Below are 17,200 nucleotides of genomic sequence, written 5' to 3'. Positions count from 1 at the left end.
AGCTCCACGATCGACGGCGTTCCGCACACCCAACCATGATCCAACCCGAACGCCCCAGGTCAAGCCGACCCGCCGACGAGCACCTGACCAGTCACGGCGGCTGATGCGGGCAGGATTGCTCCGGCGACAAGCAGTCCGGAGGTGGCCATCAGTCGCAGTGTTAGCCTTGCTTTACTCACTCAGCCTCCAGTTTTCGGGCACGTGGCCTGAGGGCTATGCGAATCCCCGGGCAGTGCGGCTAGTTTGTTACAGCAATCCACTACGTTCCGTAGCTGATTGACAACTGTCAGCCCATATTGAGGCTGATCATCTCGCAAGCGACCAGAACCTCTGGTTGCTGGCAGGCCCCCGAACCTACCCGCGACAAGATCCGGAACATGTGCGGAATGATCAAGCACATCGGCGGGAAGCCGTTGGGCGTATGTCCTGGTAGGGCGAGGGATGGCGCAGCCAGCGCTACACCCTTCCTAAACCGTGTGCGGCACTGCTTCGACAGCAACGGTGACAGCAACCGCGCCGGACGGCGGCACGCTCACGCGGGCCGGCATGGAAGAGGCTCCGAGCGTGCGGCCGTTCGCGGACGTGTGCGGACGCGGTGCACAGATGCATTCCTGATCTTTACAAGGCAGGGGTTAAGCTCAAGCCCGGGCGTCACCTGGGCTCGTGGCCGGTCCGTGCCCGATACAGGGGTCAACACCAGCCAGCGAAGGCCCGCAGCAGCGCTTGGCCATCTCGCCCGTACTCCCATGACCAGGCGGCCTTCCGCTTGCAATTCCGTACCGGTGGCAGCTTCACCAGGGATGCCGTGTCGCGCTGGTGCCGGCTCGCCCGGCTGCCTACCGTGTCGAGGTCCTCGCCGGCACCGGGTGAGGCGTGACCGTGGAGGAGCACCCGACGATGGCGGACCTTGGGCGAACTCGGATACCGGCACCTCGCCGGACAGCAGGCACCACGACCGAATTCGTCCTGGATGGCACGCCCGGTCGCCTCGTCATTACCGCCGCCGCTGACCGGTCTGCCCACGTCTCGCTGCACGTCGGCAAGCACGGCTCCACCCTGGCCGGCCTGACCGACGCCCTGTCGACCGCGATCACCGTCGGGCTACACGCCGGTGCGCCCGTGTCCGAGTTCGTGGCGGAACTACGGCACACTCGCTACGCCCCCGTAGGCCGCGCCGGCGACCCCGAGGTGCCAGAGGCCACGTCGCTCAGCGACTACCTCGCAGGCCAGCTCGCCCGCACCGACGGCGACATACGAGGGCGCGGGGCGCTTCCGCCCAACAACTAGCGCGCCGCGCGGCCCCTGCTGCGGACGCGGCGCCGCCAAACAGCCAAGCTGACGCACACACTCCGGCGACCGCCCGCCCCGCGTCGAGCCCTACCCCAGCGCCTTGACGGCCGGGCCCGCCGCGGCCCGCTCCCGCGTGACGCGGCGGCGGGTCGGCAGCCCGAGCGTCGGGTTGGCGACGCCCCAGGCGGCGCCCTTGCAGACCAGCTCCTTGTAGACGGCGGCGAGTCGTCCGGTCAGGACCGCCTGCACGGCACGGTCGTCGGCGGTGACGTACTGGATCAAGCCCTCCTTGCGGCCCAGGGAGATGCACTGGTTGAAGTAGCGCAGCGACGTGTCCGGGAGCTTCCCGCCGACCAGGCGTGCCGCGATCGCGTCGGCGGCCTGCCACGCCATGGGGACGCCCGAGGCGCACGACATCCGCAACGGCTTGTCGCCCGAGCCCATCGCGTAGGCCGCGTCGCCGATGGCGTACACGTCGGGGTGCGAGACCGAGCGCATGGTTTCGTCGACCACGATCTGGCCGGTGCCGGTGACCTCCAGGGCGGTCGCCTTCGCGATCGGATGCACCACGAAGCCGGTGGTCCAGACGGTGACTGCGGCCGGGATGGTCTTGCCGTCGGCCGTGGCGACGTGGTCGGCGTCGACGCCGGTGACGGCGGCGTGCTCGTACACGGTGATCCCGAGCTTGCCGAAGACCTTCCGTAGGTGCGTGCGGCCCTTTGGCGAGAGCCAGTCGCCGAGACCGCCGCGGACGGCGAGGGCGACGTCGAGGTCCGGGCGGGCCTCGGCGATCTCGGTCGCGGCCTCCAGGCCGGTGAGGCCGCCGCCGACGACGACCACGGTCTGCCCGGCGTCGAGGCGGGCCAGGCGCTCGCGCAGTCGGAGTGCTCCGGGCCGGCTGGCGATCTCAAAGGTGTGCTCGGCAGCCCCGGGGACGCCCTGGGCGTTCCAGCCGCTTCCGAGGGCGTAGACGAGCGTGTCATAGGAGAGTTCTTCGGAGCCGTTCGCGTCGGTGACGGCGACGGTCTTGCGGTCGACGTCGACGCCGGTGACCCTCGCGAGCCTCAGTTCGACGCCGGTGCCCGCGAACATCTCGCTGAATGGCCGGGGCTTGAGGTCCTGGCCCACCGCCAACTGGTGCATCCGCACGCGTTCGACGAAGTCGGGCTCGGCATTGACAAGGGTGATGGCGACGTCCTCGTGGCGAAGCCGCTTGGCGAGCCGGCCGGCGGCGACGGCTCCGGTGTACCCGGCTCCGAGAACGGTGATGCGATGCTGCATTTCCCTGCTCCTGTCTTTCGCGGGTTCGCCACTTGAACCGGACGGCCCGCCGTTTCCTGACAGGAGCGCGATGTGAAGCACCTCACACGACGGTCAGAAGGCGTGGAACAGGGGCTCTCCGTGGTTGGCGGCCGCCCAGTGCGCGGTCGCGCGTTCGAGCTTGTCGGGGTTGACCTGGCTGCGGAACGCGGCGATGCCCTCGGCCGTGACCTCCAGGCAGATGACGCCGATGACCCGGCCGGCCACGACCGCCACGACGGCGGGGTCACCGTTGGCGGTCCAGGCGTAGACCTCGGGCGCGCCGCCGACCAGGGCACGCTTGACCTCGCCGGGTTTGAACAGGCCCCGCAGGAACTTCGCGACCGCGACGGCGCCCTCGAACGCCCTGGCGCGGGCCGGGACCTTCCCGCCGCCGTCGCCGATCGCGATGGCGTCCTCGGTCAGCAGACGCACGAGCGGCTCGGTCTGGCCGCTGGTGGCGGCCGCCAGGAACTGCTCGACGATCCGCCGGGCGGCGGCCTCGTCGATCTCGGTGCGCGCCTTGCCGTCCGCGACGTGCTTCTTGGCGCGGTGGAAGATCTGCTGGCTGGCGGCCTCGGTGATGTCGAGGATCTCCGCGATCTCTCGGTGCGGGTAGTCGAAGGCTTCCCGCAGCACGTACACCGCCCGCTCCTTCGGTAAGAGGCGCTCCAAAAGGGTGAGGACCGCGTACGAGACCGATTCGCGCTGCTCGGCGGTGTCGGCCGGGCCGAGCATGGGGTCCCCGGCGAGCAGCGGCTCGGGGAGCCATTGACCCACATAGGTCTCGCGGCGCGCCCGTGCGGAGGTGAGCTGGTTGAGGCACAGGTTGGTGAGGACCTTCGTCAGCCACGCCTCGGGCACCTCGATGCGGTCGACGTCGGCGGCCTGCCAGCGCAGGAACGCCTCCTGCACGGCGTCCTCGGCCTCCCCCGCAGATCCGAGGAGGCGGTAGGCGATGGCCTCCAGGCGCGGCCTGAAAGCCACGAACCGGTCGACATCGTCCGCGGTAAGGGGCATGGTCCGAGCCTAACCAGCCACCTCGACTCCGCACCGCCGGCAAGCCACCTGTCGTGGCTCTACCTGGCCCCTGCTGCCCTCGCCACACCGCACGCCAACGGCCGGGGCCGACGTTCGGGTTCGTTGTCGATGACCTGCTCGCGATGCCCGCTGAGCGTCCGGTCCTGGTCGATGATTTCCGAACTCTGCCCGGCGAGGTTGCTCCGCTGCTGACGTGGCCAGGTCAGGCAGCTTTCCTCCTGCCAACGCCGCAGTTTCGGGATCGGGCATTGCGGGGTCGATTCGCCGACGCTGCGAGAGCCCGAGCGAATTGGGGAGACAGCGACCACAGCGAGGCGCTCGCTCTGCGACTGGCTCGCGATGAGCTGTGGGACGCTGAAGTCCGGCGTCAGGCCGTCGAGCTGCACCTGCCGGTGCTGTCCATCGATAGCTCGCGTGATGTTCCTGACCTTGTAGATGACCTTGCAGCCCGGTTTCGTCTGGGCCATCCACGGGCCGGTAACCGTGGCGCGCAGCGGTCATGCATCTCCAACTGCCGTGTCTCAGGTGGTCCTTGACAGGCGTGTCTCGGCTGATCGTCTACCGCTGCCAGAAGCCGTGGTCGTTGCCGCCTTGGACGTAGATGGCGAAGGTGCCATGCCCGGGGATCTCCAGCGGCTCCACGGCTATCTCGCCGCCGGCCTCCACCACCGCTGCGACAGCCGCTTCGATGTCATCTACCAGCCAGTAGGGCCGCACCACCGGCTCTTCGGTCGCGCGCAACGGCGCCCGTACCCCCACCAGCCCGCCTCCCGGCATTTCGGCCGTCCGTGCGTTGCCGAGCCCGGAGTCCGGCTCGCCGAACTGCACCCCGTTCGCCGCTGCGTAGGTGGCACATACCAGGTCGACGTCCTTGGTCACGATTTCGAGGTAGTAGATCTGCATGGGCTGTCTGACCTCCGGTAAGTCAAGAAGCACCAGATAGGGCACGTAGGGGCGACATGCCAATGTAACGGAACTTGTATCGGCCCGGGTCGAGCAATTCAGCGCGCCGCAAAGCACCACGCTGAGGGTTCCGAGACCCTCCAGGGGCATGGGGCATGCAGGGCGTTCGTCCGGGTACCTGCCGACCGTGACCTTCTCGATCGCCGCACGGTGTGCGCGTACCGGCCAACTCGGGGTGGGAGCCCTGACGGCCAGGCCGGCGGTCGGCAAGCTCGTCGCACACGTCCACCCGGGCGGTGGTGCGGTGGCGACCCAGGCCACCCCCAACCCGTTCCTGGCCTACGACGGCCTGCCGCTGCTCGGCGAGGGCCGCTCGCCGCAGGACGTCCTGACCGAGCTGCTGGCCCGGGACCCGGGTCGGGATGTACGGCAGGTCGGCATGGTCGACCGCCAGGGTCGCTCGCACGCTTTCACCGGCTCCCGCACAAGGGACTGGGCGGGGCACCGCACCGGGCCGGGTTACGCGGTGCAGGGCAACCGCCTGGTGGGCCCGAAGACCCTCGCGGAGATCGTCCAGGTGTTCGAGGACAGCCGGGAACTCGACCTGGCGGAGCGGCTCGTGCTGGCCATCGAGGCCGGCGAGGAGACCGGCGGTGACCGGCACGGCGCACGGTCGGCGACCGTGACGGTGATCGACGATCAGCCGTACCCGCTCTGGGACGTGCGGGTCGACGACGCCGAGCATCCGGCGCGGGAACTGCGCCGGCTGCACGGCGTCTTCCAGGAGGAAGTGCTGCCGACCATCCAGCAGCTACCCACCCGCGACGACCCCATGGGCGAGGCCGCCCGGCAGGCTCTCGGGTAGCCCGCGTCCGCAGGAGACCGGCTCCGATGAATCACAGACGATCTTCGTACAAGTGGCTGCCTTCTCGTCGAGTGCGGGCGCGCACCCTTCGGCGTTGCAACTGGTCGGTCAGGACCCGAATCCTCTGACGGGCTCGTCGCCTCTTACCTGTGCCGGCGAGACGCGCCGGCGGAGAACTGGAGGATGACATGGACCTCGTATGGTGGGTTGCCATCGCCGTCGGAGCCCTCGTGGTCTGCACGTGCACCGTATTCCTGCGGCGGCGGAGGGGACGTTCCCGTGGCTGAGACGGCATGGCCGAGCGAGCAGTTGGTTCTCGCCGCCCAGCGCGGGGACATCGCGTCGGTCACCGCGCTGGTCTCCGGCTCGTACCCGGGCGTGCGGCGGTTCGCGCACACGCTGTGCGCCACGCCCGAAGACGCCGAGGATGCGGCGCAGGAGGCGTTGATCATCCTCTACCGCAAGATCGGCACGCTGCGTGCCTCTGGGGCGCTGGCATCGTGGATGTTTCGGATCGTACGCAACGAATGCCTGCGGCGGCTGCGGCTCGTCGGCCATCGCCCCGCGCCAGTGGTTGACATCGCCACGGCGTCGGCCGAGGACGAGGTGCTGCAACGTCTCGAAGCCGGCCGTGTCGCCGAGGCGATCGCCGCGTTGCCCGCCGACCAGCGTCATGTGCTGATCATGCGGGACATCCAAGGCTTCCCGGGCCGGGCCGTCGCCGACGCGCTCGGCCTCAGCACGGCCGCGATGAAGTCCCGGCTGCACCGCGCCCGCGCCTCGGTGCACCGCACCCTGCAGGGAGGGTTGATCGATGGCTGACGGTCCATCGTTTACCAGCCAATCGCTGGCGCGGCACCTCGCCCGTGGCGTGGTCGGGTTCGGCGGGCTGATCGGCTCGATCGCCCTCCTGCCAGTCGTCGGCCCGGTGAGCCTGCTGCTCTTCCCCGTTGGCCTGCTCGCACTCCGCGGATGTCCGATGTGCTGGGCTGTCGGCCTCGTACAGACGCTTTCGAGGGGGCGCCTGCAGCGCTCCTGCACCGACGGTCGCTGCGAGCTGCAGAGGAGGACGACGTAGGGGCGACGGCGAACTCGACTCACTCACCCGCCGGGATGCGTCGCGGTCCGGGCGGCGCCGCTCCCCCGTTGGCCGCTCCGGCGCCACTCAGAGCATCGCCACCGGCACCAGGCGCATCGCCTCGACGCCGTCAAGGCGTTCGATCTCGGGCAGCCCGGTCCCACCCTTCCCGTTCAAGGGAAGCTGGAGCCGCAGCGAAGCGCGCGCCACCTGCGAGTCGAGTTGCGCGGCCAGATCGCCCTTGCCTTGGCACTGCTTGCGCAGACGCTCATAGGCGGCGTCGCGCTCCTCGAACTCGACCGACTCCGCGTGCGGTAGCGCCCGGACGGCCTCCTCTACGGCGGCTCGCTGCTTTTCCGTAGCCGTCGGTTCCAGCCGGACGATCGCCCCGATCCGCGACGGCGGGGGATCAGCATCAGCGATCTTGAGCCCGACCCACTCGACGCCGTCGACCGTACCCATCACCAGATCGACTGCCTCGGCGACCGACGCGTCCGTGACAGTCGCGTGAAGGGACTCCGGCAGGTTCTCCGGATCCAGGTCCGCCACCAGGTCCGGCGAGTCTTTCCGTAGTTTCTCGTAGGCCTGATCGCGGGTCTCGAAGGCGACGCCCGTTACGCTCGGCATCGCGCGTAGCCGCTGCTCCACCACACTTTTCTGCGCTGCCGTCACATCCCGGTCCAGCAGGACGGTCAATGTCGTGTGCCCGGCTTCCTTCGGCTCGGAGGTGCAAGCGGACAAAGCGGCCAGGAGCAACAAAGCCAATACCGGCGCGACGCGACGCATGGGTCAGATCGTAGGTGGGCGCGAGGCGTCGAGTGATCCCAAGGTCTTGGCCGGCGCGACTTCGGTGCCGGCCCCCGCCCGGCGCCAGGACGACGCGGGGCGGGGGCCGGCTCCCGGGCGGCAGGAGCGCCGGCCCTGGATCGAGGATCAGTCGATGGTCAGCAGCGGACCACGGCGGCGTCGATGACCGCCTCGCCGGCCGGTGCCAGGGTCGCCGGGTTGCTGGCGGCGGTGCCGCCGCCGTACGAGTAGTTGTGATACATCGCCAGATCGCCGTCGACAGAGTCCGCGAAGCAGTACGGCGCCTGAACGGTGAAGCTGGCGACCACCCCGCCGGGACGGAACAGTGCCGTCCAGGTGCCGTCGGCGGCCACGGTGGCCCGCACGTACGTCTGGCCGGTCTGGTCGTCCTGCACCCAGACCGACAGTTGGGCGCCGGTCACGCCGGTCTCGTCGGCGTCGCGTACCCCGTCCCGGTCGGCGTCCAGCCAGACCGTGCCGCGTACCGTCCCCGGCTCAGCCACCGTGACGGAGGTCTGGCCGGTGTTGTCGGCGAGGTCGTCCTCGGGGGAGGTGGTGGTCGCCTTGGCGGTGAAGGTCACCACGTCGCCCGGGACGGCGGTGGCGATGGTGGCTGACAGGTCCAGCGGCTCGTCCGTCCACCCGTTCACCATCTGGTAGTACACGCAGTCCCAGCCCGGCTGGCCGGCGACGAGTGTGTCGCCGAATTCGCAGTACCAGGGGCTGTTGTAGTCCTCGCTCACCCGGGTTAGGCCGGCGGGCAGCGGCACCAGGACGTGGACCTGCTCCGCCGTCATGTTCCCGGCGTTCTGCACCTGCACGGAGACGTTGACGGTGTCGCCGACGATCGGTTGGGCGGGGTCGGCCTGGGTCGCGATGACCTCCAGGTCGGTCACCCCTCGCACGTACGTGATCGGGGCGCTGCCCGTGTTGTTGCTGGTGGAGAGTTCGGGGCTGGTGGTCTTCGCGGTAGCGGTGACCGCCGAGACGGTGCCCGCCGGCGCGGGCGGGAAGTAGAAGTGGAACCGCAGCGACGGTGCGCTCGCCCCCGCGGCCAGCGCGCCGTACGTGCAGGTGGCGGCCGGGCCGAAGTCGCAGGTCCAGCCCTCCGGTGCGCCGTTGCCGTCGGTGAAGTACGCGCCGTCCGGCAGGCCGTAGGTCAGGGTGACGTCCGACGCTGACCGGGTGCCGGCGTTGCGGACCTGAACCTCGACGGTTACCCCGCCGCCGACGTCGACGACCTGGTCGCGGGGGGCAACGGCGGTGGCGGTGACCGCCAGGTCCGCCCGGGACGGCGCGGCGACGGCCGGCGCGGCCGGGAGCGTCGCGGCCGCCAGCGAGAGCAGCACGGCGAGGCCGGACACCTCGGCGAGCCGGCTACGGCGGGTTGGATGAGGAGTGGAATGCATCAGATCCTCGTCTGTCGCAGGGATCGGCCGGAGTAGGTCACGGCCGGAGCGGGCCTCCGTGCCCGTCCCATGATCCAGCGCCGGAGGCGAGTCATCCGTCACAGTCGATCAACTCCGCTGGTCCTCCACTGCGGAGCACCCGCGCCGTGGCCGCCCCGACGAAGACCGGTGGTGGTGGCTTCGCGGGGTCGTCCTCGGCGTGCTCGCCGACAGCATCGGGCGCGACGACCTCGCCGCGCCGCTGCGGGAGCGGTGCCTGCGTCCCCGCCTCGACACCGTCACCAGACGTCGTCGAGCGCGGCATCGCCCGTGGCGACCTCCCGTCCGACACGTCGCCGGCCACCGCGCGCGATCTCCTCGCCGGCCCGCTCGGCTGCCGGCGGCTGGTCGACGGCACCCTGACGGGCACCGACGTCCGCGAACTCGTCGACACCGCATGGAAAGCCCTGACCGGCCCGGACGACCCCGCCGTCGGCACCTGAACCCTCGGGACTGCACCGACGGCTGTCCGGCACAGCGAACCTCCCGCCCACTGGAACGGAGGCGGACGAGGTAGCGTCCGTGCTTCACCACGGGGAGGGCTGCATGTACGACCGGCGTGACCTCGTCCGCGTCTACCTCGCCGCGCAGGAGCGGGGATTCGGTGGCTACCACCCCGAATCGTCGGCGTACAACGCGGCGCTGAAGGCGCACTACGCGGCGATGCTCGACGGGCTCCAGCAGCTCTTCGGGCTGCGGCTGCACCGGGACGGCGTCGACACCCTCACCCACCGGGTGCTGTTCATGTTGTTCTCCTCGACGGCCGCCTCGTTCTTCGCACTGCGCACTCCGTGGTCCGGTTTCCTGGAGACGGGCCTCCTGATCCGGAAGGTCGAGGAGGCGGGGGCGGAGGGCGAGCGCGTCATGACGGCCAGCCAGCGCATCGACGCCCTCACCGCCGAGTCGCGCGAGACCCACCTGGAGATGCTCGACGCGCTCGTCGCGGTGATGCTCGGCGACCGCGCGGAACTGACGTTCAACACGGCCGACCTGCGGGCGATCGGTGTGGACGACACGAAACCGAACACCACGGACCACCCGCTCTACGAAGACTGACCGGCACGGCGATCTGGACGTGAGTCCCGAGCCGCGTCGGCCCGGTCAGGGGTGAGCGGCGACCCTTTACTGTCCTCGCCATGAGGACAGGGACGCTGACACGAGCCGCCACCATCGTCACGGCGATCGGGCTGGTCGCCGGCTGCAGCGGCACGGCGGCACGCGAGGCGCAGGGGTGCCAGGAGTCGGTACGCGAGGCGGAGGCCAAGGTCCGGGTGGACCGCTGGGACCCGCCGGAGGAGCTGCCGGGTCTCGGCGACTATCCCGAGATCCACTGGCAGGCTCGCGCGTTGGGCGATCCGTGTTCCCGGGTCCCGGGCCCGACGGACTGGGCGTACCAGGCTGTCGTCAGGCTCCAACCGCAGGACGCGCGAGAACTGGCGGAGCAGTACGACTTCGCGCCGATCACCGCCGGCGACCCGGCCCAGCACGACCAGGGCAAGACGCCCGCCGACGTGTGGCCCGACCTGCGGTCGCACGTCCCGGCCGCTCCCCACTGGCTGCACAGCCGGTCGTACGACGAGGCCCCGCCCGCCACGCGCGGACGGGTGGCGTTCCTCGACGTCGAGCACGAGACGGTGCTGCTCATGCTGAACGACCGCTAGCGGCGGGGCCGCCCGGGGACGCGGAACGGCCCCGGGGCGTGCGCGCCGGGGCCGTCCGGTGAGGTGTACCTGTCAGCTCAGGCTGGACCAGAACGCGTACCGGTGGTCGCGGAGGAACTCGGTCGGCTTCCAGCGCCCCGAGGTCAGCGACTGGACGTGCGGGCGACGCTCGGTGAACCGCTGCCAGCCGCCGCCCCGCCCGCCGTTGGGGTCGCCGTCCTCGACGAATTGGGTCCACGCGCCGGGCAGCCGGTCGGCGAGCCGGTCCTGCTCCGGTCGACGCGCCGGTCGTCGCCGCGTCACCGTGGCAACGACACCGACCGCCCGCACGGCACGGTCACCGACACGGCCGGCGGCGGGGCGTCCCCCGTGGGGAGGAGGGGACTCACGCCGTCGCGGGAGGTGTGGCCGGCGGCGAGCCGGAAGCCTGGAGGGCGAGGGCGACGAGGGTCGCCACCGTTTTCAGGAGGACCGATGAGGACGACACTCCGTGGGCTGGGCGCGGCGGCCATCGTGGTCGGCGTGGCCCTGGCCGGCGCGTCGGGCGCCACCGCCTCGGCGACGGCAGACCGGGAGCCCGCCGGGACCGCGCGCGTGACCGGCAGCGGCGAGATCCGGCTGACGTTCGCGCCGGACCGGGACGTACGCAGCTTCAGCTTCGACGCACGCGCCACCCCGTACACCCGACCCCTGCCGGGGGCGCCCCAGGGCCTGCCCACCGACGCGACCGGGACCGTCCACGTCGCCCACCGGGTCGCGGCGGACGGCACCACCGTCCGCTTCGCGGCCCGGGTCGACTGCCTGGTCACGGCCGCGCGGACCGCGACCCTCACCGCCGTGGTCACCGAGGCCGACGCGCCGGTGGCCGACCTCGTCGGGCGACGGCTGGGCTTCAGCGTGTACGACGGGCCGGGCCGCGACCGCGTCGGCTTCTCCTGGGCCGTGGTCAACGCCGATCAGGGCCCGGACGGGCAGTGGCGGGAGGGCAGCGTGGGCACCTGCATGGCGCCCGCTCCCTTCGCCCCGGTGACCGGGGGCGACTACCGGGTGCGGCACGCCGAACTGCCGCCGCCGCCGGAGAGCTGAACCGGCCGGCGGATGTCGTCGGCCACGACGCGATCCGGCGGCCCGCCGTGTCGTTGATCCGGTTGAGCCTGCCCCCACCTGCGACGACGGTGGGGGCACCGACCGTGAGGAGGCACGCCGATGACCCGTCAGCGCGAGACCGTGGAGGTCGACCCGGTCCTGTTCCGTGCCGTCTACGACTCGCCCGCGTCGCTGCCCGGCGCGCACCGGTGGACGACCCCGGAGTCGGACGTGCGGCGCATCGAGAAGCTGCTCGGCATGCCGCTGCGCAGCATCGGTGCCCCGCTGTGGGTCAGCGGCGACGAGCCGGACTGCCCCAAGTGCCGGCGGCGGGTCACCTGGTACGACATCGTCTCCTCCGCCCTCTCCGGCGTGCACGACCGGATGATGATCGCAACGGTCATCCTCGGCGACCGCAAGTACGTCAACACCGAGGTCCCGGACGCGATCGCCGGGGTGCGCTGCGCCGACTGCCACACGCCGATCGAGGGGCTGCGCAGCTTCAAGTGCCACAACTGGGCGTACGCCTTCGAGGCGCTGGAGACCGTCCGGGAGCGGATGACCGGCGCGTCAGTCGTCGGCCGTCAGCTCGCGGACGAACCGCAGGCCGGGGCACCCGTCGAGTGACACCTCCCCGGCCGGAGTGAAGCCGGTGCGCCGCAGCACCGCGAGCGAACCGGCGTTGTCCAGGGTCGTCCGGGCGGTCAGCCGGCGCAGCCCGTACGCCGCACGGGCCAGCGCGGCCACCCGGCGGACGCCGTCGGTCGCCACCCCGCGCCCGGCGGCCCGCTCGGCCACCCGGTAGCCCAGCTCGGCCTCGCCGTCGGCGACGTCGACCAGGTTGAACCGGCCCAGCACCGCCCCGTCGGCGTCGACCAGGACGTGGAAGTGGCACGCGCCGGTCTCCTGCTCGGCGAGCAGCCCCGCGTGCCGCGCGTCGAAGTCGGCGAAGTACGCGTCGCCCCGGTCCGGCACCGACCGGGCGAACCACTCCCGGTTCTCGCGTTCGAAGCGCAGCAGCGCGGCGGCGTGGTGGGCGGCGAGCCGCTGGAGGTCGGGCACCGCGCCACCCTACCCAGATGTAAGGAAGGGACCCTTCCTCTACCAAAAACGATAGGAAGGTGCCCTTCCTTACACGTCAGCGGTCGCCGGCGGAGCGGCGGGTGGGGCGGCGGCCGGGCGGGGAGGGCGGCTCGGGGCCGGGGTCGGGGACGACAGGCATCGGCCGGACCACGGGCCCGGCACCGGTGACCCGGAGCGGCTCGCCGTGGTGCCACACCTCGATGCCGGTCTCCGGGTCGGCGTCGGGCAGCTCGTAGCGGGCCTCGTCCCGGGTCAGCGTGACCCGCAGCCGGTGGCCGTGCCAGCGCAGGCAGAAGCCGAGCCGGTCGATCCGTGCCGGCAGCCGGGGGTCGAAGGAGAGCACCCCCCGGTCGTCGCGCAGCCCGCCGAAGCCCTGCACCAACGCCAGCCACGCCCCGGCCAGCGACGCCAGGTGCAGCCCGTCGCCGGTCTTGTCGCCCAGGTCCGCCAGGTCCTGGAGCACCGACTCGGCGAACAGGTCGTACGCCAGGTCGAGGTGCCCGACCTCGGCGGCGAGCACCGCCTGCGGGGAGGCCGACAGCGACGAGTCCCGGACGGTCCGCGCCTCGTAGTAGGCGACGTTGCGCGCCTTCTCGTCGGCCGTGAACTCCCCCGGGCACCGCTGCATGGCGAGCACGAGGTCGGCCTGCTTGACCACCTGCTTGCGGTACAGCTCCAGGTAGGGGAAGTGCAGCAGCAGCGGGTAGTCGTCGTCGGAGGTGCTCACGAAGTCCCACTCCGGCTGCGCGGTGAAGCCGGCCGCCTGCTGGTGCACCCCGCGCTTGCCGTCGTACGCGACGAAGACCGCGTCGGCGGCGGCCCGCCAGCCGGCCACCTCGGCCGGGTCGACGCCGAGCCGGGCCGCCGCCTCGGGGTGCCGCTCGGCGGCGTCGGCGGCGCCGCGCAGGTTGCGGCGGGCCATCAGGTTGGTGAAGAGGTTGTCGTCGGCCAGGGCGGAGTACTCGTCCGGGCCGGTCACCCCGTGCAGGTGGAAGCTGCCCGCGTCGGACCAGTGGCCGAAGCCGTGCCACAGCCGGGCCGTCTCGACCAGCAGCTCCAGCCCGGCCCCGGCGAGGAACTCGTGGTCGCCCGTGGCGGCGACGTAGCGCAGCACCGCGTCGGCGATGTCGGCGTTGACGTGCAGCCCGGCGGTGCCCGCCGGCCAGTAGCCGGAGCACTCGCGGCCGCCGATGGTCCGCCACGGGAAGGTCGCCCCGGCCAGCCGCAGCTCCGCCGCGCGTTCGCGGGCCTCGGGCAGGTGGGCGTGCCGCCAGCGCAGCGCCGACCGGGCCACCTCCGGGGCGAGGTACGTCAACACCGGCAGCACGTAGCCCTCGGTGTCCCAGAGCACGTGCCCGTCGTAGCCGTTGCCGGTCAGGCCCTTGGCCGGGATGGTCCGGTCGTCGTCCGGCCGGCCCGCCTGGATGAGGTGGAACACGGCGAACCGGATGGCCTGCTGGAGTTCGGCGTCGCCGTCGAGCAGCACGTCGGCCGTCTGCCAGGCGGCGTCCAGGGCCGCGCGCTGGGCGGCGAGCAGCGCGTCGAAGCCCGCCGCGCGGGCCGCCCCGGCCTCCTCGACGACCAGGCGGGCCAGCCCCTGCGGCGGCGTCGCGTCCACCGTGCCGCACTCGTACGCGGCGAACTTGGTCAGCTCCAGCCGCTCGCCGGCGCGCAGCGTCCCGGTCAGGGTGAGGCGCAGCCGGTCCGGCGCGCAGTCGACGCCGGGGGCGAAGCCCTCCGGGGCCCGCACCTCGTGCGCGACGGCGACGGCGACCCGCTGCCCGCTGCGCTCGGTGCGGTGCACGAGGACGCCGTCGTGCCCGTTGGAGTGGCGGTACTCGGCCGTCAGCGGGTCATGGATCACCGAGGCGGCGCGGGGGTCGTCGGAGCGCTCCGGCACCCGCTCGTTGGCGAGCAGGTCGGCGCAGACCCGCACGTCGACCGTCCCGTCCAGCGGCTCGACGCTCCACCGGACGGCGGCCACCGGGCGACGGGGCAGCGAGACCAGCCGCGTGCTGCGGACGCGTACGCCGTGCCCGGCCGGGGAGACCCACTCGGTGTGCCGCTCGACCACCCCGGCACGCAGGTCGAGCACCCGCTCGTGGACGCGGAGGGTGCCGGTGCGCACGTCCAGCGGCTCGCCGTCGACCCAGAGGCGGATCAGGGCGGCGTTCGGCGCGCTGATCACCGTGTCGCTGAGCTGCGGGAACGCGTACCCGTCCTCGGGGTAGGTCAGCTCCCGCCGCTCGTGGAAACCGTTCAGGTAGCTGCCCGGCATGCCGTACGGCGTGCCCTCGTCCAGGTTGCCGCGCCAGCCCAGCCAGCCGTTGCCCAGCGCGAAGATCGACTCCGTCTCGGCGAGCCGGTCGAAGTCCGCCTCCGTACGCCGGATCCGCCAGGCCTCGTCGTCCCCGGTCCCGGGCGCGGTCGGCGGCCGATCGGCGGTCGGGGTGTCGTGCACTGCGCCTCCAGAGGAGTCCGACGTACCGGGGTCGACCGTGGCAGACCGGGCTGAGAGATCGCTGAGACGAAAGTCAGGTGTGCCACCCGACCAACGCACACTGCGTCCGGCTTGCAGATGTTCCAGGGTTGTCTGCGCGCTAAACACGGTATGAACTACTGGTGAGGTGAATCATGGTTGAAGCGGACGTGCCGGATGTTCCGGAAATCAGCGTCGAGTGGTATCGGGACATCGTCGACTTCGCCGCCGACACCCCGCAACCGGTGCAGTGGTTCGCCGGGCACTTCACCGAGGGCGCGATCCTGCTGCTCGGCGCGCTGTGGCTGGTGGCGGCCGTGTCGCGTCTCGGCGGTGGCCCGCGCGGTCGCGCGTACGCCCTGGTGACGCCGGTGGCGGTGGTGCTCGCGTACGGGTGCAGCGAGGCCTTGAAGATCGTGGTGGACCAGGAGCGCCCGTGCCGGGCGGTCGCCACCGAACTGGCCATCATCGCGGGCGAGTGCCCGCCGACGGGCGACTGGTCCTTCCCCAGCAACCACTCCACGATCGCGGGCGGGCTGGCGGTGGCCACGCTGCTGCTGTCCCGCCGGGTCGGGCTGGTCGCGCTGCCGGTGGCGGCGCTGGCCGCGTTCTCCCGCACCTTCGTCGGCGTGCACTACCCGCACGACGTGGTCGTCGGCGTCCTGCTCGGCGCCCTCGTCACCGCACTGCTCACGCCGCTGCTCGCCCGCCCCGCCGCCGGCCTGCTCCAACGCCGCGCCCGCCACGCCGAGCGCCCCGTTCCCGACCCCGCCACCTCGACCCGCCGCTGACCACCCACCCTTCCCGCCTTCCCCGATCTCGCACCTCCGCCCCCGGCGAGCCACCCGAAGAGAGCCGATCCCAGGGGCCAGGCCGCCGGGGGCCGGGGGTCAGGGCAGGAGGAGGGTGGCGACGGTGGCCAGGGCGAGGAAGGGACCGAAGGGGAGGTGGCTGCGCCAGCCGACGCGGCGGGCCGCCAGGAGCGCGACGCCGACCACCCCGGAGAGCAGCAGGGCGAGCAGCAGCCCGGCCACCGGCACGGCCCAGCCGTACCAGCCCAGCAGGGCGCCGGCGCCGAGCGCCAGCTTGGCGTCGCCGAGGCCGAACCCGCGCCGGCCGAGCAGCAGCGTGGTGGTGGCGAAGAAGAGCGCCAGCGCGACGCCGGCCGCGGTGGCCCGCAGCCAGGGCGCCGGTCCGGCGCCGGCCAGTGCGGCCACCCCGAGCAGCAGCCACGTCCCGGCCGCGGCGGGCCAGGTGAGCCGGTCCGGGAGCCGGTGCACGGCCGTATCGACGAAGACCAGGGGGATGGTCCAGCCCAGCCACCACGCCGTGGCGGCCAGCACGGCGGCGGGCGGCCCGACCAGCAGCACCCCGACCGCCGCCACCACGGCGAGTTCCACCGCGCCGGGCGGCGGGCCGACCCGCGCGCGGCACCGCCCACACCGCGCCGCCGGACCCAGCGCCGGCCACGGCCGGGCCACCCCGATCGGAGCGCCGCAGGCGTCGCACCCGGTCCTGCTCGCCACCCCTGGCGGTACGGCGTGCCGGACCACGGCGAGGCGGAGCACCGGCGCGAGGGTGAGGACCGCCAGGGCCCTCGCGGCACGAGAGGCGGCCGGCGGCCCGGTCGGCTCCGCCAGCACCGGCGGCCCGGTCAGCGCCACGGCCGCCCCTCCCACCCGACGCCGAGGTGCAACACGGAGCGTAGTGCCCCCGCCGGGCGCCGGTAACGGGTGGAACGGCGTGCGCCCCTCCCGCCGGAATCGCGGTGACGCGCGCGGAAATGGCGCGACCATATCAGCGGGAATCCCATCCGAATGCGATGGCGATCCGTCGTGACGGGGGACGGATCGGACCAGACGCCACGTCCGGGACACACCTCGGCGACCACGGCGACACCGCGCCCACCCGGCGGACTCCCATCGCGCCGATTTTCCCGGCCACCCCGCTGATCCTTCCCACCCGACTCGTCCGCACCGCCCGCAGCCACCCGCCGCCACCACCTGTCATCACTCAGAGTGTCCGACTGAATTGCCCCTGTTGCATCGGCGGACGTCAGCCTATGCTCGCCCCTTGGGTGCGATGCAACCCCGCGACAAAACGATGGGACGAACGCAGGGTTTGCATTTGTAGAGATCAATAAAGGCGAATGCGGAGACG

General features: G+C 72.1%; 19 protein-coding genes. 9 read left to right on the top strand and 10 right to left on the bottom strand.

Annotation, left to right across the window (positions count from 1 at the left end):
• Positions 1 to 873: 873 nt before the first annotated feature.
• Positions 874 to 1,287 carry a hypothetical protein gene (locus AB0G14_RS04510; RefSeq protein ID WP_357693637.1) on the top strand — a complete coding sequence of 138 codons (414 nt, stop codon included), beginning with the start codon at positions 874 to 876 and terminating at the stop codon, positions 1,285 to 1,287.
• Between the two features lie 90 nt (positions 1,288 to 1,377).
• On the opposite strand, the gene AB0G14_RS04505 is transcribed toward AB0G14_RS04510, so the two are convergent.
• From AB0G14_RS04505 to AB0G14_RS04490, 4 genes are all read right to left on the bottom strand, one after another.
• Positions 1,378 to 2,571, bottom strand: coding sequence for an FAD-dependent oxidoreductase (locus AB0G14_RS04505; protein WP_357693659.1), 1,194 nt, complete (start codon positions 2,569 to 2,571; stop codon positions 1,378 to 1,380).
• 93 nt (positions 2,572 to 2,664) lie between these two features.
• Entirely contained in the window at positions 2,665 to 3,609 is a 945-nt protein-coding gene (gene sigJ / locus AB0G14_RS04500; protein WP_357693635.1) for an RNA polymerase sigma factor SigJ, read from the bottom strand.
• 59 nt (positions 3,610 to 3,668) lie between these two features.
• Entirely contained in the window at positions 3,669 to 4,097 is a 429-nt protein-coding gene (locus AB0G14_RS04495) for a hypothetical protein (protein ID WP_357693633.1), read from the bottom strand.
• Between the two features lie 91 nt (positions 4,098 to 4,188).
• Positions 4,189 to 4,533: a hypothetical protein gene (locus AB0G14_RS04490; protein ID WP_357693631.1), complete on the bottom strand. Its 345-nt coding sequence runs from the start codon at positions 4,531 to 4,533 to the stop codon at positions 4,189 to 4,191.
• Between the two features lie 187 nt (positions 4,534 to 4,720).
• Between AB0G14_RS04490 and AB0G14_RS04485 the strand changes: the two genes are divergently transcribed.
• Both AB0G14_RS04485 and AB0G14_RS04480 read left to right on the top strand, forming a co-directional pair.
• Positions 4,721 to 5,398, top strand: coding sequence for a DUF1028 domain-containing protein (locus AB0G14_RS04485; protein ID WP_357693629.1), 678 nt, complete (start codon positions 4,721 to 4,723; stop codon positions 5,396 to 5,398).
• Between the two features lie 279 nt (positions 5,399 to 5,677).
• Complete coding sequence (locus tag AB0G14_RS04480) at positions 5,678 to 6,220, top strand: RNA polymerase sigma factor (protein WP_357693627.1); 543 nt, start codon at positions 5,678 to 5,680, stop codon at positions 6,218 to 6,220.
• Positions 6,221 to 6,563: 343 nt separating this feature from the next.
• Here the strand turns inward: AB0G14_RS04480 and AB0G14_RS04475 are convergent, their stop codons facing one another.
• Together AB0G14_RS04475 and AB0G14_RS04470 are read right to left on the bottom strand one after the other, a co-directional pair.
• Positions 6,564 to 7,262 carry a permease-like cell division protein FtsX gene (locus tag AB0G14_RS04475; RefSeq protein ID WP_357693625.1) on the bottom strand — a complete coding sequence of 233 codons (699 nt, stop codon included), beginning with the start codon at positions 7,260 to 7,262 and terminating at the stop codon, positions 6,564 to 6,566.
• 158 nt (positions 7,263 to 7,420) lie between these two features.
• Positions 7,421 to 8,692 carry a hypothetical protein gene (locus AB0G14_RS04470; protein WP_357693623.1) on the bottom strand — a complete coding sequence of 424 codons (1,272 nt, stop codon included), beginning with the start codon at positions 8,690 to 8,692 and terminating at the stop codon, positions 7,421 to 7,423.
• Positions 8,693 to 8,838: 146 nt separating this feature from the next.
• Here AB0G14_RS04470 and AB0G14_RS04465 point away from each other — a divergent pair, with 146 nt between their 5' ends.
• From AB0G14_RS04465 to AB0G14_RS04455, 3 genes are all read left to right on the top strand, one after another.
• Entirely contained in the window at positions 8,839 to 9,174 is a 336-nt protein-coding gene (locus AB0G14_RS04465) for a TetR-like C-terminal domain-containing protein (protein ID WP_357693621.1), read from the top strand.
• A gap of 103 nt (positions 9,175 to 9,277) precedes the next feature.
• Positions 9,278 to 9,787 carry a hypothetical protein gene (locus tag AB0G14_RS04460; protein WP_357693619.1) on the top strand — a complete coding sequence of 170 codons (510 nt, stop codon included), beginning with the start codon at positions 9,278 to 9,280 and terminating at the stop codon, positions 9,785 to 9,787.
• A gap of 80 nt (positions 9,788 to 9,867) precedes the next feature.
• Positions 9,868 to 10,392: a hypothetical protein gene (locus AB0G14_RS04455; protein ID WP_357693617.1), complete on the top strand. Its 525-nt coding sequence runs from the start codon at positions 9,868 to 9,870 to the stop codon at positions 10,390 to 10,392.
• Positions 10,393 to 10,464: 72 nt separating this feature from the next.
• Here the strand turns inward: AB0G14_RS04455 and AB0G14_RS04450 are convergent, their stop codons facing one another.
• Entirely contained in the window at positions 10,465 to 10,695 is a 231-nt protein-coding gene (locus tag AB0G14_RS04450) for a hypothetical protein (protein WP_357693615.1), read from the bottom strand.
• Positions 10,696 to 10,866: 171 nt separating this feature from the next.
• Between AB0G14_RS04450 and AB0G14_RS04445 the strand changes: the two genes are divergently transcribed.
• Positions 10,867 to 11,478, top strand: a complete 612-nt coding sequence (locus tag AB0G14_RS04445; RefSeq protein WP_357693613.1) for a hypothetical protein — start codon at positions 10,867 to 10,869, stop codon at positions 11,476 to 11,478.
• A 120-nt stretch (positions 11,479 to 11,598) separates the two neighbouring features.
• Positions 11,599 to 12,105 (top strand): hypothetical protein, encoded by a 507-nt coding sequence (locus tag AB0G14_RS04440; protein ID WP_357693611.1) that lies wholly within the window; start codon positions 11,599 to 11,601, stop codon positions 12,103 to 12,105.
• Here AB0G14_RS04440 and AB0G14_RS04435 read toward each other — a convergent pair.
• Together AB0G14_RS04435 and AB0G14_RS04430 are read right to left on the bottom strand one after the other, a co-directional pair.
• The gene (locus tag AB0G14_RS04435) at positions 12,049 to 12,540 is read right to left on the bottom strand and encodes a GNAT family N-acetyltransferase (RefSeq protein ID WP_357693609.1); all 492 of its coding nucleotides are present in this window, start codon (positions 12,538 to 12,540) and stop codon (positions 12,049 to 12,051) included. The two genes, AB0G14_RS04440 and AB0G14_RS04435, sit on opposite strands and share 57 nt — an antisense overlap.
• A gap of 76 nt (positions 12,541 to 12,616) precedes the next feature.
• Positions 12,617 to 15,022 (bottom strand): glycosyl hydrolase family 65 protein, encoded by a 2,406-nt coding sequence (locus tag AB0G14_RS04430; protein ID WP_357693607.1) that lies wholly within the window; start codon positions 15,020 to 15,022, stop codon positions 12,617 to 12,619.
• A 173-nt stretch (positions 15,023 to 15,195) separates the two neighbouring features.
• Between AB0G14_RS04430 and AB0G14_RS04425 the strand changes: the two genes are divergently transcribed.
• Entirely contained in the window at positions 15,196 to 15,831 is a 636-nt protein-coding gene (locus AB0G14_RS04425) for a phosphatase PAP2 family protein (RefSeq protein WP_357693605.1), read from the top strand.
• Between the two features lie 99 nt (positions 15,832 to 15,930).
• Here the strand turns inward: AB0G14_RS04425 and AB0G14_RS04420 are convergent, their stop codons facing one another.
• Positions 15,931 to 16,683: an A24 family peptidase gene (locus AB0G14_RS04420; RefSeq protein WP_357693657.1), complete on the bottom strand. Its 753-nt coding sequence runs from the start codon at positions 16,681 to 16,683 to the stop codon at positions 15,931 to 15,933.
• Positions 16,684 to 17,200 lie beyond the last annotated feature (517 nt).

The organism is Micromonospora sp. NPDC023814, from assembly GCF_040639595.1.
Classification (GTDB): Bacteria; Actinomycetota; Actinomycetes; order Mycobacteriales; family Micromonosporaceae; genus Micromonospora.
Note: the sequence above shows the minus strand (reverse complement) of the source record. Positions and strands in the feature narration are given on the sequence as shown.